12 protein-coding genes are annotated in these 14,443 nt (G+C 50.3%); all 12 read left to right on the forward strand.

Annotated features, from left to right (window positions below):
- Positions 1 to 58: 58 nt before the first annotated feature.
- The 12 genes from sdaAA (at position 59) to ffh (ending at position 14,373) form a co-directional block, all read left to right on the forward strand.
- The gene (sdaAA, locus tag OF158_RS06655; protein WP_017551502.1) at positions 59 to 946 is read left to right on the forward strand and encodes an L-serine ammonia-lyase, iron-sulfur-dependent, subunit alpha; all 888 of its coding nucleotides are present in this window, start codon (positions 59 to 61) and stop codon (positions 944 to 946) included.
- Positions 939 to 2,987 carry an ATP-dependent DNA helicase RecG gene (gene recG / locus OF158_RS06660; protein ID WP_017551503.1) on the forward strand — a complete coding sequence of 683 codons (2,049 nt, stop codon included), beginning with the start codon at positions 939 to 941 and terminating at the stop codon, positions 2,985 to 2,987. Before sdaAA ends, recG begins: the two co-directional genes overlap by 8 nt.
- 108 nt (positions 2,988 to 3,095) lie before the next feature.
- Positions 3,096 to 3,677 carry a transcription factor FapR gene (gene fapR / locus OF158_RS06665; RefSeq protein WP_035181804.1) on the forward strand — a complete coding sequence of 194 codons (582 nt, stop codon included), beginning with the start codon at positions 3,096 to 3,098 and terminating at the stop codon, positions 3,675 to 3,677.
- Between the two features lie 115 nt (positions 3,678 to 3,792).
- A complete protein-coding gene (gene plsX, locus OF158_RS06670) occupies positions 3,793 to 4,785 on the forward strand; it encodes a phosphate acyltransferase PlsX (RefSeq protein WP_164931348.1) in 993 nt (330 codons plus the stop codon).
- A 16-nt stretch (positions 4,786 to 4,801) separates the two neighbouring features.
- Complete coding sequence (gene fabD, locus OF158_RS06675; RefSeq protein ID WP_017551506.1) at positions 4,802 to 5,740, forward strand: ACP S-malonyltransferase; 939 nt, start codon at positions 4,802 to 4,804, stop codon at positions 5,738 to 5,740.
- Between the two features lie 16 nt (positions 5,741 to 5,756).
- A complete protein-coding gene (gene fabG / locus OF158_RS06680) occupies positions 5,757 to 6,500 on the forward strand; it encodes a 3-oxoacyl-[acyl-carrier-protein] reductase (protein WP_017551507.1) in 744 nt (247 codons plus the stop codon).
- An 83-nt stretch (positions 6,501 to 6,583) separates the two neighbouring features.
- Positions 6,584 to 6,817: an acyl carrier protein gene (gene acpP, locus OF158_RS06685; protein WP_014095485.1), complete on the forward strand. Its 234-nt coding sequence runs from the start codon at positions 6,584 to 6,586 to the stop codon at positions 6,815 to 6,817.
- Between the two features lie 221 nt (positions 6,818 to 7,038).
- Positions 7,039 to 7,779: a ribonuclease III gene (rnc, locus tag OF158_RS06690; protein WP_035181800.1), complete on the forward strand. Its 741-nt coding sequence runs from the start codon at positions 7,039 to 7,041 to the stop codon at positions 7,777 to 7,779.
- A gap of 19 nt (positions 7,780 to 7,798) precedes the next feature.
- A complete protein-coding gene (smc, locus tag OF158_RS06695; protein WP_017551509.1) occupies positions 7,799 to 11,371 on the forward strand; it encodes a chromosome segregation protein SMC in 3,573 nt (1,190 codons plus the stop codon).
- A 156-nt stretch (positions 11,372 to 11,527) separates the two neighbouring features.
- Entirely contained in the window at positions 11,528 to 12,526 is a 999-nt protein-coding gene (gene ftsY / locus OF158_RS06700; RefSeq protein ID WP_017551511.1) for a signal recognition particle-docking protein FtsY, read from the forward strand.
- A 165-nt stretch (positions 12,527 to 12,691) separates the two neighbouring features.
- A complete protein-coding gene (locus tag OF158_RS06705) occupies positions 12,692 to 13,018 on the forward strand; it encodes a putative DNA-binding protein (protein WP_014095481.1) in 327 nt (108 codons plus the stop codon).
- Between the two features lie 11 nt (positions 13,019 to 13,029).
- Positions 13,030 to 14,373, forward strand: a complete 1,344-nt coding sequence (gene ffh, locus OF158_RS06710; RefSeq protein ID WP_014095480.1) for a signal recognition particle protein — start codon at positions 13,030 to 13,032, stop codon at positions 14,371 to 14,373.
- The last annotated feature ends 70 nt before the right edge of the window (positions 14,374 to 14,443 follow it).

The raw sequence follows: 14,443 nt of genomic DNA on the forward strand, positions 1-14,443 counted from the left end.
GTGCGTGCATCCTTGCCTGTGCCAGGAGAAGCAGCATGGATATTGAAGGAGGGAAATTATGTTTCGGAATGTTGCTGAGCTTGTAGAACTGGCCGAACAGCAAAATAAAAAAATCTCGGAAATTATGATAGAGCAAGAAATGGAAGTAACCGGAAAATCGAGGGAAGCCATCATAAAAAAGATGGATGAAAATCTGGCTGTGATGGAAAAAGCAGTTGAAAAAGGGATTGCCGGCGTCCACTCCCACTCAGGGCTTACGGGCGGCGATGCCGTACTGCTGCAAAAATATATTGAAAAAGGCAATTTCTTATCCGGCGCCACCATTTTGGATGCCGTCAGCAAAGCCGTTGCGACAAATGAAGTGAACGCGGCAATGGGAACGATTTGCGCAACGCCGACAGCCGGTTCTGCCGGCGTCGTGCCGGGAACGTTCTTTGCGGTCAAAAACAAACTGCATCCGACGCGTGAAGAAATGGTCCGTTTCTTATTTACAGCCGGCGCATTCGGTTTTGTGGTGGCCAATAATGCGTTTATTTCCGGCGCAGCAGGCGGCTGCCAGGCAGAAGTCGGATCAGCCGCCGGGATGGCTGCCGCGGCTATCGTTGAGATGGCGGGCGGCACACCGGATCAATGTGCCCATGCGATGGCCATTACGTTGAAAAATATGATCGGCCTCGTATGCGATCCTGTTGCCGGTCTTGTGGAAGTACCATGCGTGAAACGGAATGCAATGGGGGCGGCCAATGCAATGGTTGCGGCAGATATGGCGCTTGCCGGCATTAAAAGCCGGATCCCTTGCGATGAAGTGATTGATGCGATGTACCGCGTCGGGCAGCAGATGCCGACTGCGCTCAAAGAAACAGCGCGGGGAGGCTTGGCGGATACGCCGACCGCCCGGAAACTGGAAGCCAAAATTTTCGGTATGCCGCTTGATCTGCATGAATAGCCCGCTTGATCTGCCGGTATCCGTTTTAAAAGGGATCGGCGAAGAAACGGAAGCAAGCCTCGGGCAGATGGGGATTTTTACCATCTATGACCTGCTTACTTATTTTCCTTTCCGGTATGAAGATGACCGGCTCAAAGATTTGCGTGAAGTCGGGCATGATGAACGGGTGACGGTGACGGGGAGGGTGCATAGCGAACCCTCCCTCATCTATTATTCAAAAAAACGGTCACGCCTGTCGATGAAAGTGTTCGCAGGCGATTTTCTCATTACGGTTGTCTGTTTTAACCAGCCGTATTTGAAAAAGAAAATCCATGTCCATGATGAGATTACGGTTACCGGAAAATGGGACATGCACCGGCAGACGATTACGGCCCAATCCGTAAAAACAGGCACGGCTGATCAAACGTCCGGATTCGGGCCCGTCTATGCGGTGAAAGGAAAAATGACGGTAAAAACGTTGCGCAAATACATTCAATCCGCCTTTCATGCTTATGGCAGTGAAATCGAAGAGGCGCTCCCGGCAGAAATGCTTGCAAAATATAAATTAATGCCGAAAAAGCAGGCCATGTTTGCGATGCACTTCCCAAAATCGGAACAAGAAGTGAAAATGGCGAGAAGGACCATTGTATACGAAGAGTTTTTGGCTTTTCAGCTGAAGATGCAGGCGTTAAGGAAATTCGAGCGCGAACATTCAAACGGCCGGGCCATCCGCTATGATGTGCGGAAATTAAGACATTTTATCGACTCCTTGCCGTTTTCATTGACGGCCGCCCAGAAAAGAGTGGTAAACGAAATTTGCGCGGACATGAAGTCGCCGTTCCGCATGAACCGTTTACTCCAGGGGGATGTCGGCTCCGGGAAGACGGTCGTTGCTGCGATTGCGCTATACGCTGCGGTGACGGCGGGATTTCAAGGGGCACTGATGGTCCCGACGGAAATTCTCGCCGAGCAGCATGCCGAATCGCTTTGCCAGCTGCTCGAACCGCACGGCGTCCAGGTCGCTTTACTGACGAGCACCGTAAAAGGGAAACGGCGAAAAGCGCTTTTGGAACAGCTTGGTACAGGCGGTATCGATATTTTAATCGGCACGCATGCTTTAATCCAGGAAGATGTGGCATTTTCCCGGCTCGGCCTTGTGATCACAGATGAACAGCACCGGTTCGGGGTTGAGCAAAGACGGATCCTTCGCGAAAAAGGGATGAATCCGGATGTGCTTTTTATGACGGCGACGCCCATTCCGCGGACGCTTGCCATCACCGTGTTCGGCGAAATGGATGTTTCTGTCATTGACCAGATGCCAGCTGGCCGGAAAAAGATTGAAACGTACTGGGTGAAAAACAATCTGTTCGAAAGGGTGCTCGGCTTTATCGAAAAAGAGCTCAAAAAAGGCAGACAGGCGTATGTCATTTGTCCGCTCATCGAGGAATCCGATAAGCTTGACGTCCAGAACGCGATTGATGTGTATGCCATTTTAAACCAATATTTTAATGGCAGGTATACAGCCGGGCTGATGCATGGCAGGCTGCCGGGTGACGAAAAGGAAGCAGTCATGAAAGCGTTCAGCCGCAACGAAATTCAAGTGCTTGTGTCGACAACGGTTGTCGAAGTCGGGGTCAATGTGCCGAATGCGACCATTATGGTCATTTATGATGCCGAACGGTTCGGCCTTGCCCAGCTTCACCAGTTGCGCGGCCGTGTTGGCAGAGGCGATGCGCAATCGTATTGTATTTTGCTCGCCGACCCGAAAACAGAAATCGGCAAAGAGCGGATGAAAATTATGACGGAAACGGACAACGGCTTTGTTTTGAGCGAAAAAGATCTCGAGCTTCGCGGACCCGGCGATTTTTTCGGAAAAAAACAAAGCGGGCTGCCGGAATTTAAAGTGGCCGATATGGTCCATGATTTCCGGGCGCTTGAAACAGCCAGGCAGGATGCGCAGCAATTGATCAGTTCCGATACATTCTGGCATGACCCGGCTTTTTCACACTTGCGGCGCCAGCTTGAAGCATCAGGTGTGCTCGAAGGGGAGAAACTGGACTAAAGGGAGTTTGCGTTTTGCCAGGGCAGCTTTGGCAATTCTTGCAAACTTCCTTTTCTTTCTATATACTACGATTAGTACCAAGTCCTAAAATTTCGGATGGTGTCACCCATGAAAATGAAAAAAAAGGACCGGCAGCAAAGTTTGCAGGAAACCATCAGGCAGAATCCTTTTATCACAGATGAAGAACTGGCGGAAAAATACCATGTCAGCGTGCAGACGATCCGCCTTGACCGGCTGGAGCTTTCCATTCCGGAACTGCGGGAAAGGATCAAAAACGTTGCTGAAAAGCGGTTCGCCAATGAAGTAAGGGCGCTGCCGATCGAAGAAGTCATCGGGGAAGTGATCGATATCGAATTGGATCGCAGCGCCATCTCTATTTTTGATGTCAAAAAAGAACATGTTTTTAAGCGAAACGCCATCGCCCGCGGGCATCATCTGTTTGCGCAGGCCAACTCGCTTGCCGTTGCCGTCATTGATGATGAACTGGCCCTCACGGCGAAAGCCACCATCCGGTTTTTGCGGTCCGCGAAAATCGGCGACCGCGTCATTGCCAAGGCAAAAGTGGCGAACGTCAATCAGGAAAACGGCAGAACGACTGTGCTTGTTGAAAGCTATGTTGGCCGTGACCTCGTCTTTAAAGGCGAATTTGAAATGTATCGGGATCATGCCGGAAAAGGCGGCAGTGCTTAACTATGCTTCGCGGACAGGTAAACCATTTTCCCGGGTACCGGCACCCCCGGTTGCGGCATGGCCGGGAAAACTTTCGCACGGGAAAAGCTTGATTTTAGAAACGGGGCTGAACAGAATGAGATTAGCAATTGATGCAATGGGCGGGGATTATGCCCCAAAAGAAATTGTACAAGGGATTAACCGGGCTGTAAACGCATTTCCGGACACGGCGTTTATCCTGTTCGGGGACGAAACGCAAATCAGGAAGGAACTGGAAACGTCTGACCGCGTTGCCGTTATCCATACCGATGAGGTAATATCTGGAACAGACGAACCTGTGCGGGCAGTTCGCCGCAAAAAAAATTCTTCCATGGTGCGTATGGCCCAAGCCGTGAAAGACGGGGAAGCGGACGCGTGCATCTCGGCCGGAAATACGGGCGCTCTAATGGCATCCGGTCTCTTTGTGGTTGGCAGGATTGAAGGTATTGAAAGGCCGGCCCTTGCCCCGGTGCTCCCGACAACGGACGGGCGCGGTTTTGTCATGCTCGATCTCGGCGCAAACGCGGAAGCCAAGCCGGAACATTTGCTGCAGTTTGCCATCATGGGCTCGCTGTATGCCGAAAAGGTAAGAGGCTTAAAAAATCCGCGCGTCGGCCTCTTAAATATCGGAACAGAAGAAAAGAAAGGCAATGAATTAACAAAAAAAGCATTTCAACTTTTAAAAGAAACTGATTTGAATTTTACCGGCAATGTTGAAGCCCGCGACTTGCTCGAGGGGGCGGCGGATGTCGTTGTCACAGACGGGTTTACCGGCAATATGGTGCTGAAAACGATTGAAGGTACGGCCGGATCCTTGTTTTCCATGATCAAAAAAGTGTTCATGCACAATCTGAAGACAAAACTGGCCGCTGCGATGATCAAATCAGAACTGTCAGGCCTGAAAAATATCATGGACTACTCGGAATACGGCGGATCGGGTTTAATGGGGCTGAATGCGCCCGTCATTAAAGCACACGGGTCATCAAACGCCAATGCAATTTACAATGCGGTGCGGCAGGCGCGTGAAATGGTACAGTCTGACGTCACCGGCAAAATCAAACACGCAATTCAACAACTTGAACAAAAGTAAGGATGGAGGAAAAGAGATGGGGAAAATAGCATTTGTTTTTCCGGGGCAGGGATCCCAGACGGTTGGCATGGGGCAGTCGGTTGCCGGTGCAAATGAAAAAGCGGCGGCTGTTTTTCAAAAAGCAGATGAAAAGCTTGGGATGGACTTATCCGGGCTCATTCAAAACGGCCCGCTGGACAAACTGACCCGTACCGAAAATGCCCAGCCGGCCCTTTTAACGGTAAGCACTGCGATTTTACAGGTGCTTCAGGAAGCGGGCATCCATGCAGATTTCACAGCCGGGCACAGCCTTGGCGAATATTCGGCGCTTGTGGCAGCTGGCGCTTTGTCTTTTGAAGATGCCGTATATGCGGTACGCAAACGTGGCGAATATATGGATGAAGCATTCCCGAACGGTGCCGGGGCAATGTCCGCCGTGCTCGGGCTTGACCGCGGCGTGCTAGAGGAAGTTGCAGATGAAGTGAGCCGTGAAGGGGAAACGGTCCAGCTCGCGAATTTGAACTGTCCCGGCCAGATAGTCATTTCCGGGACAGCTGCCGGAATTGAGAAAGCGGGCGCCCTTGCCAAGGAAAGAGGGGCGAAACGCGTCCTCCCGCTTCAGGTAAGCGGGCCTTTCCACTCCAAATTGATGGAGCCGGCAGCGGAAAAATATAAGGCGGTTCTTGACGAAATTGCTATCCGGGATGCGGCGGTTCCTGTGATCGCCAATGTTGATGCCGAAGTGGAAACGGGCGCTCAGGACATCAAAGCAAATTGTATCCGCCAGCTCTATTCCCCTGTTTTATGGGAAGATTCTGTCAAAAAAATGATCAGCCTCGGCGTTGATACCTTTATTGAAGTCGGGCCGGGCAAAGTGCTTTCCGGATTAATCCGGAAAATTGACCGCAGCGTAAAAACATATGCCGTCCAGGATATGGAAACCCTGGAAGCTGCGGTTGGCGCGTTGCAAAAATAATGGAGGAGGAGACCGAATGCTTTTAAAAGACAAAGTTGCGCTTGTGACCGGTGCGTCCCGCGGCATCGGCCACGAAATCGCGCTTGCGTTTGCCGCTTCCGGCGCGCATGTTGTGGTCAACTATGCAGGGAATGCTGAAAAAGCGGAAGAAGTGGTAAACGCCGTCCGTTCTTATGGTGTGGAATCCTTTGCCATCCGGGCTGATGTTTCGAATGAATCGGAAGTGCAGGAAATGTTCAGACAGGTGCTGGAAAAATTCGGCAAACTTGATATATTGGTGAATAACGCCGGCATCACCCGGGATAACCTTTTGATGAGGATGAAAGAAGCAGAATGGGATGCAGTCATCGATACCAATTTAAAAGGGGTCTTCCTGTGCACAAAAGCGGCGGCGCGGCCGATGATGAAGCAGCGGAGCGGCAAAATCATTAATATTGCCTCGGTTGTCGGCATCAGCGGCAACCCCGGTCAGGCCAATTATACCGCTGCCAAAGCCGGCGTCATTGGGCTTACAAAAACGGCGGCGCGTGAGCTGGCAAGCCGCGGTATTACTGTAAACGCCATTGCCCCGGGCATGATTGAAACGGATATGACCGATAAGCTGACGGAAGACATCAAAGAAGGCATGCTGGGCCAAATCCCACTTTCCCGTTTCGGCAAGCCGGAAGATGTGGCAAAGACTGCCCTGTTTTTGGCAAGCAGCAGTTCCGACTACATCACCGGGCAAACGATCCACGTCGATGGCGGAATGGTCATGTAACGGTTGCGGCAAAGCTTGTTTTTAAGTTTCACTTTATTAATTATAAAAAATCCTCTATAATACCTTGAGGGGAGGTGAACCGCATGGCAGACGTATTAGAGCGTGTGACAAAGATCATCGTTGACCGCCTTGGTGTCGAAGAATCCAAAGTTACACTGGAAGCGAAATTCAAAGAAGATCTTGGCGCTGATTCCCTTGATGTAGTGGAATTGGTGATGGAATTGGAAGATGAATTCGGAATGGAAATTTCTGACGAGGATGCTGAGAAAATTGTAACAGTGGGTGACGCTGTAAATTACATACAAAATCAGCAGTAATCGTCTTCATGTAAAATGTCCCGCCCCATAAAGCGGGACATTTTTCTCTAATCCGGCGTCAATCGTCTCCTGCCTGAGGATGGTAAATGGGCAAAAAAGCGCGATCCCTTTTTGCCTATTTACGACCGCCCGGGTCCTGGGAGATGCCTTTGCGTTCAGCAGTATTTTTCTATATATTTAAGTTAAGTTGAAACTATATCAAGATATCGGGTGGATGAACGATGGTAAAAAAAATAAAATCAGATGAAGAACATGTAGTAAACAAATTCGGCAAGCTGCAGGAACAACTCGGGATCCATTTTCAAGACGTAAACCTGCTGAAACAGGCTTTTACGCATTCCTCCTATGTGAACGAGCATCCGGAAAAGCGCAGGCACGACAATGAAAGGCTTGAATTTTTAGGCGACGCCGTCCTGGAACTGACCGTGTCCCATTATTTATTTAATCGGTTCCCGTCGATGAACGAAGGGGAAATGACGAAATTGCGGGCGTCCGTCGTCTGTGAGCCGTCGCTTGTCATTTTTGCCAATGAGCTGCATTTTGGCGAGTATATCCTGCTCGGTAAAGGCGAGGAAATGACCGGCGGCAGAACGCGCCCGGCTCTTTTAGCCGATGTGTTTGAAGCGTTTATCGGCGCGCTTTATTTGGACAAGGGGTTAAAGGCTGTTGTTTCCCTTCTTGAAAAAGTTGTATTCCCGAAAATAGACGAGGGGCTCTTCAGCAGCACGGCGGATTATAAAAGCAAGTTGCAGGAGTACGTCCAAAAAAGAACATCCGGTGTGTTGGAATACACGATTCTCGATGAACGCGGCCCTGCGCATGACAAGGAGTTCATCTCCAGCGTGTCGCTAAACAATAAAGCGCTCGGGACAGGAAAAGGCCGCTCCAAAAAAGAAGCGGAACAGCAGGCTGCGCAAACGGCTTTATCCAATTTGCAGAAAGAAGAAAAAAAGAAGCCGTAAAGAATGGAGGGGGAACGGATTGTTTCTGAAACGTCTCGATGTGATCGGATTTAAGTCATTTGCGGACCGGATTTCCTTTGAATTTGTTCCGGGCGTGACAGCGGTTGTCGGCCCGAACGGCAGCGGCAAAAGCAATGTGATCGACGCCGTCCGCTGGGTGCTCGGTGAACAATCAGCGAAAAGCCTGCGCGGTGGAAAGATGGAAGATGTTATATTTGCCGGCAGCGATACAAGAAAACCACTGAATTTTGCAGAAGTGACGTTAACGCTTGAAAACGAAGGCCGCGCCCTTCCAATTGATTACCAGGAAGTGAGCGTGACAAGGCGGGTGTACCGTTCAGGGGAAAGCGAGTTTTATATCAATAAACAGCAATGCCGGTTGAAGGATATTGTGGAATTGTTTATGGATTCCGGCCTTGGCAAAGAAGCTTTTTCCATTATCAGCCAGGGGAAAGTGGAAGAAATTTTAAACAGCAAAGCGGAAGAACGCCGCAGCATTTTTGAAGAGGCAGCCGGCGTTTTAAAATATAAGACGCGCAAGAAAAAGGCGGAAGTGAAGCTTGCCGAAACGCAGGATAACTTAAACCGTGTTAGCGACATTCTGTATGAACTGGAAAGCCAGCTTGAGCCGTTGAAAATGCAGGCATCGGTCGCAAAAGATTATCTGGAACAAAAGGAAGCATTGAAAAATTATGAAATTGCCGTTTTGGCGTATGAAATAGAATCATTGCATGGCGAGTGGGAATCGCTTAAATCGCAGCTTGAAGCACACCGGGATAAAGAAGCGGGGCTCTCTTCCGAAATCCGCAAACAGGAAGCACAGCTGGAAGAAAAGCGCAATCAGCTGGACGCGCTCGATGAATCGATTCAAGACTTGCAGAATGTGCTGCTTCAAGCGACAGAAGAGCTGGAAAAACTCGAAGGGCAAAAAGAAGTGCTGAAGGAACGCAAAAAGAACGCCAGCGAGAACAAAGCCCAGCTTGAGAAAAATATAAATGAAGCGGAGAACGCTTTAAAAGAACTGGAAGCCCAAAAGGAAAAGCTTTTGCAAACGGCGGCGGAAAATGAACAAGCCTTATCGTCCCTGAAAGAAAGCGTGAAAGAGAAGGAAGCGGGCCTTTTCCGCCTCAGCACGAATCTGGAGGGAAAAATTGAGTCTTTAAAAAGCGACTATATTGAACTGCTGAATGAGCAGGCAAGCGGAAAAAATGAAAAGCGCCTGCTTATGCAGCAGCTGCAAACGTCGTTAAACCGCCTCAGCCGGCTTGAAGCCGAAAACCGGAAATATGTCGAAGAACGGGAAAAAGTGCGGGAAAAGAAAAAAATGGCGACCGGCCGCCTTGCAAAAATCAAACAGGAGCTGGAAGCGGCAGCCGGTGCCTATATGGAAAAGCAAAGGCAGCTGGAATCCGTAAACAGTCGGTATCAAAAACAGGAGTCCAATCTGTATCAGGCATACCAATATTTGCAAAAAGCGAAATCACGGAAAGAAACGCTTGAAGAGATGGAAGAAGATTATACCGGCTTTTACCAAGGCGTGCGTGCAATTTTGAAAGCCCGCGGCAAACAGCTGGAAGGCATTGAAGGTGCTGTGGCTGAACTGGTCCGGGTGCCCGCGCCTTACGAAAAAGCGGTTGAAACAGCACTGGGTGCTTCGATGCAGCATATTGTGACAGAAACGGAACGGCATGCGCGGCACGCCATTGCATTTTTAAAAGAACGAAAGGCCGGGCGGGCGACTTTTTTGCCGCTCGATATTATTAAGCCGCGGGCCATTCCGGAAGCAAGCCTCAAACCGCTCCGCAATGAAGAGGCGTACGTCGGCGTGTGCGCGGAGCTTGTCCGCTTTGAAAGCCGCTACCAGTCCATTGTGTCCAATCTGCTCGGCCATGTCCTTGTAGTCCGTGATTTAAAAAGTGCAAACAAAATCGCCAAAATGCTCGGCTACCGCTACCGCATCGTGACGCTTGACGGGGATGTTGTTAATCCGGGCGGCTCGATGACAGGCGGGGCTTCGAAACAAAACAGTGTGTCACTCCTTTCGAGAAAAAGCGAACTGGAAGCATTAAAAGAAAAGCTTGCCGGCATGGAAAAAACAACGATGGCGCTTGAAACGGAAGTCAAAGCATTGAAAGCCGAAGCTTCCCGCATGCAACAGGAGCTGGATGAAGCGAGGAAAAACGGCGAAGCGCTGAGACTTGGAGAACAGCAGGCGAAAGCGGAACTGGAACGGCTTGCGGTTGAGGAAAAAAATCTGGATGAGCACCTGCTCGTCTACGATATGGAAAAACAAGAGGCGGAAAAGCAGCAGGATGAAGCCCGTAAACGGATCGGCGAACTGGAAGATATGCTGGCGCGTACCGGCGAAAAAGCGCAGCAACTGGAAGCGGAAATTGAAGCCCTGACCGTAAAGAAAAACGATGATTCGACGGCAAAAAGCAGGCTCCAGGGCGAACTGAGCGATTTAAAATCGACGCTTGCCGTAAAGATGGAACAGGCGGCGCGCGACCGCGAAGAGCTTGCGCGGCTCGACCGTGAAATAAAGGAGTGGGCGTCACGTAAAGCGCGTTACGATGAGCAGTACCACTTTCTTACGGACGAATCGAAGAAGCATCACATGTCGGAAAGCGAACTGGCAGAAGCGGCCGAACAAAAAGCGCGTGACAAAAACGATACGCTCGCCTTTATCGCCGTGCGCAGGGAAGAACGGGCCCGGCTGACAGCAGAGATGGAAGACCTGGAACGCGGCCTGAAGGAATGGAAACGGCAGCAAAAAGGGCTCCAGCAGGCCATTCAGGATGAAGAAGTCAAAGCAAACCGGCTGGATGTGGAACTTGAGAACCGGCTTCAAAGGCTCCGCGAAGAATACACGCTCACCTTTGAAGCCGCGAAAGAAGCCCGCCCGCTCAATGTTTCCCTGGAGGAAGCACGCAAAAAAGTGAAGCTGATCAAACTGTCGATTGATGAGCTTGGCGCCGTCAATCTCGGCGCGATCGAAGAATATGAGCGCGTATCGGAACGTTACCAGTTTTTAAAAGAACAGGAGACCGACCTGCTTGAAGCAAAAGACACCCTTGACCAGGTGATTACGGAAATGGACGGCGAAATGGTCCGCCGGTTCGATGAGACGTTTAACGCCATCCGGAACGAATTCGAACCCGTTTTCCGCGAGCTTTTTGGCGGTGGGAGAGCGGATTTGCGGCTGACGGATCCGAAAGATTTGCTTACGACAGGCGTGGAAATTTTCGCGCAGCCGCCGGGGAAAAAACTGCAAAATCTCGGGCTGCTTTCAGGCGGCGAAAGAGCGCTGACCGCGATCGCGCTTTTGTTTGCGATTTTGCGTGTGCGCCCGGTGCCGTTTTGCATTCTCGATGAAGTGGAAGCTGCGCTGGATGAAGCCAATGTATACCGGTTTAGCAAATATTTGAAACAATTCAGTGCGGAAACCCAGTTTATTGTCATCACCCACCGGAAAGGAACGATGGAGGAAGCGGACGTCCTCTACGGGGTTACGATGCAGGAATCCGGCGTATCGAAGCTTGTGTCGGTCAAACTGGAAGAATCAACCGACCTCGCTTTTCAAACGTCTTAAACAGGCGAATCAGCGCCGTGTTTAAAAAGAAGCGCCCGTGCCACAAGCGGGCCGGCAGGGATAAAAATCAGGCCGGCGATTTTTACGACTGCTCGTGCGGCTTTTATGCCGCACAAGCTGATACGCAAATTCAGGAAAGCCAAAGGAAGTGGACAAATGAGCTTTTTTAAAACATTAAAAGACAAATTCACCCGGCAAGCCGATACGGTAACCGATAAATTTAAAACCGGGCTTGCAAAAACGCGCGATAATTTCTCGAACAAAGTCAACAATCTTGTCGCGCGTTACCGGAAAATCGATGAAGACTTTTTCGAAGAACTGGAAGAAATTTTAATTCAGGCGGATGTCGGCTTCCAGACCGTGATGGAACTAATCGATGAATTAAAAATGGAAGTGAAACGGAAAAACATTAAAGACCCTTCTGAAGTCCAGTCCGTGATTTCCGAAAAACTGGTTGACATTTATTCGGCCGGCGAAGATGCCCCGAACCGGCTTAACATCCAGGACGGCGCCTTGACCGTTATTTTGTTTGTCGGCGTAAATGGCGTCGGCAAAACGACTACGATCGGTAAGCTCGCCCATATGCTGAAGCAGCAGGGGAAAAAAGTGATCATGGCAGCCGGCGATACATTCCGCGCCGGCGCGATTGAACAGCTTGAAGTCTGGGGAGAGAGGGTCGGCGTGGAAGTGATCAAACATTCGGAAGGATCCGATCCAGCCGCTGTCATGTTTGACGCCGTCCAGGCAGCGAAAGCAAGAAATGCAGATGTGCTGCTTTGTGATACGGCGGGCCGCCTGCAAAACAAGGTCAATTTGATGAAGGAACTGGAAAAAGTAAAGCGTGTCATCGAACGGGAAATCCCGGGCGCCCCGCATGAAGTGCTGCTCGTTTTGGATGCCACCACCGGGCAAAATGCGATGGTGCAGGCTAAGACGTTTAAAGAAGCAACAGACGTAACCGGGATTGTGCTGACAAAATTGGATGGCACGGCAAAAGGCGGGATTGTGCTCGCGATCCGGAACGAACTCCATATTCCCGTCAAATTCGTCGGCCTCGGCGAGAAAATGGATGACCTTCAGCCGTTTGATGCGGAAAAATATGTGTACGGGTTGTTTTCCGATCTGATCGATGAAGTGCCGGAAGAACAAGCCTGACCGTATGTGGGCCGTACTGCGAATCAGAAGGCCGCGGTATTAAAGCCCGCCGGGAGCGCTTCAAATCGGTTGTGGGGAAACGAACTTGTTTTCATTGACAAAAAACAGGAATCTTTGTATTCTGTGTTTATGTAAAGCATTTTCACTTAACAGGGGGAAGAAGCCATGCTGGAGAAAACAACGCGAATGAATGATTTGTACGATTTTTACCAATCGTTGTTGACTCCGAAGCAGCGCAGCTATATGTCCCTCTATTATCTCGACGACTTGTCGCTTGGCGAAATCGCCGAACAATACGGTGTGAGTCGTCAAGCGGTTTACGATAATATCAAACGCACCGAACAAACGCTTGAAGACTATGAAAAAAAGCTTGGTTTATTGGAAAAATTTCAAGCGCGCACACGCATTTTCCGGTCGATGCGCAATCTTTTGGCGCATGATGCCAATCCGGAACTGTTGCGGCTTGTCGATGCGCTCGAAAAATTGGAATAGGGGGCGGAAAAATGGCATTTGAAGGACTCGCAGAACGCCTGCAGGGCACGATGCAGAAAATCCGCGGAAAAGGCAAGGTCACGGAAAGCGACGTCAAAGAAATGATGCGGGAAGTCCGTCTTGCCCTTCTGGAAGCTGACGTCAACTTCAAAGTGGTAAAAGATTTTGTAAAAAAAGTGAGTGAACGTGCGGTTGGCCAGGATGTGCTGAAAAGCCTGACGCCCGGGCAGCAGGTCATCAAAATTGTCCAGGAAGAGCTGACCAACCTTATGGGCGGATCGCAGAGCAAGATTGCCGTTGCAAAGCGCCCGCCAACCGTCATCATGATGGTTGGCCTGCAGGGTGCCGGGAAAACGACGACATCCGGGAAACTGGCCAACCTGTTGCGAAAAAAATACAACCGGACCCCGCTGCTCGTTGCGGCCGATATTTACCGCCCCGCTGCAATCAAGCAGCTGGAAACGCTCGGCAAACAACTCGGCATGCCGGTGTTTTCGCTTGGCGACAAAATCAGCCCGGTGGAAATTGCCAGGCAAGCGATTGAAAAAGCAAAAGAAGAACATCACGATACCGTCATCATCGATACGGCCGGCCGCCTCCATATTGACAGCGAGCTGATGAATGAACTGAAGGAAATCAAGGAACTTGCGCATCCGGATGAAATTTTTCTTGTCGTCGATGCGATGACAGGCCAGGATGCCGTAAATGTCGCACAAAGTTTTAATGACCAGCTCGGCATCACTGGCGTCATCCTGACGAAGCTTGACGGCGACACGCGCGGCGGGGCGGCTTTATCGATCCGGGCCGTAACCGAAAAGCCGATTAAATTTGCCGGGATGGGCGAGAAAATGGATGCGCTCGAACCGTTTCACCCGGAAAGGATGGCCTCCCGTATTCTCGGCATGGGCGATATTCTGTCGCTGATTGAAAAAGCACAGGAAACTGTCGACGAAGAAAAAGCGCGCGCGCTCGAAAAGAAAATGCGGGACCAGTCATTTACGCTCGATGATTTCCTTGAACAGCTCGGCCAGGTCCGGAAAATGGGGCCGCTCGGCGACATTTTGAAAATGATCCCGGGGGCCAACCGGATGAAAGGGATGGATAATCTGCAAATTGATGAGAAACAAATTGCGCATGTTGAAGCGATTATCCAGTCGATGACAAAGCAGGAAAAAATCCGCCCGGACATCATCAATGCAAGCCGGAAAAAACGGATTGCGAAAGGTTCCGGCCGCCCGGTACAGGAAGTCAACCGGCTTTTGAAACAGTTTGAAGAAATGAAGAAAATGATGAAACAACTGCAGGGCATGAATCAAAAAGGCCGGAAAAAAGGCTTTAAATTCCCTTTTATGTAAAAAACGAGGGTGTTAAGAGAAAAGACTTTACACCATCATGATTTTCTGATATGATACAGTCTTGTGAGAA

The organism is Weizmannia sp. WK01 (genome assembly GCF_025905465.1).
GTDB lineage: Bacteria > Bacillota > Bacilli > Bacillales > Bacillaceae_C > Weizmannia > Weizmannia faecalis.

Bases quoted from the DNA above. Each gene is read 5' to 3' on its own strand.
- acpP (WP_014095485.1), top strand. From the start codon at position 6,584: ATGGCAGACGTATTAGAGCGTGTGACAAAGATCATCGTTGACCGCCTT.
- sdaAA (WP_017551502.1), top strand. From the start codon at position 59: ATGTTTCGGAATGTTGCTGAGCTTGTAGAACTGGCCGAACAGCAAAAT.
- rnc (WP_035181800.1), top strand. From the start codon at position 7,039: ATGGTAAAAAAAATAAAATCAGATGAAGAACATGTAGTAAACAAATTC.
- fabD (WP_017551506.1), top strand. From the start codon at position 4,802: ATGGGGAAAATAGCATTTGTTTTTCCGGGGCAGGGATCCCAGACGGTT.
- ffh (WP_014095480.1), top strand. From the start codon at position 13,030: ATGGCATTTGAAGGACTCGCAGAACGCCTGCAGGGCACGATGCAGAAA.
- ftsY (WP_017551511.1), top strand. From the start codon at position 11,528: ATGAGCTTTTTTAAAACATTAAAAGACAAATTCACCCGGCAAGCCGAT.
- OF158_RS06705 (WP_014095481.1), top strand. From the start codon at position 12,692: ATGCTGGAGAAAACAACGCGAATGAATGATTTGTACGATTTTTACCAA.
- fabG (WP_017551507.1), top strand. From the start codon at position 5,757: ATGCTTTTAAAAGACAAAGTTGCGCTTGTGACCGGTGCGTCCCGCGGC.
- plsX (WP_164931348.1), top strand. From the start codon at position 3,793: ATGAGATTAGCAATTGATGCAATGGGCGGGGATTATGCCCCAAAAGAA.
- recG (WP_017551503.1), top strand. From the start codon at position 939: ATGAATAGCCCGCTTGATCTGCCGGTATCCGTTTTAAAAGGGATCGGC.
- fapR (WP_035181804.1), top strand. From the start codon at position 3,096: ATGAAAATGAAAAAAAAGGACCGGCAGCAAAGTTTGCAGGAAACCATC.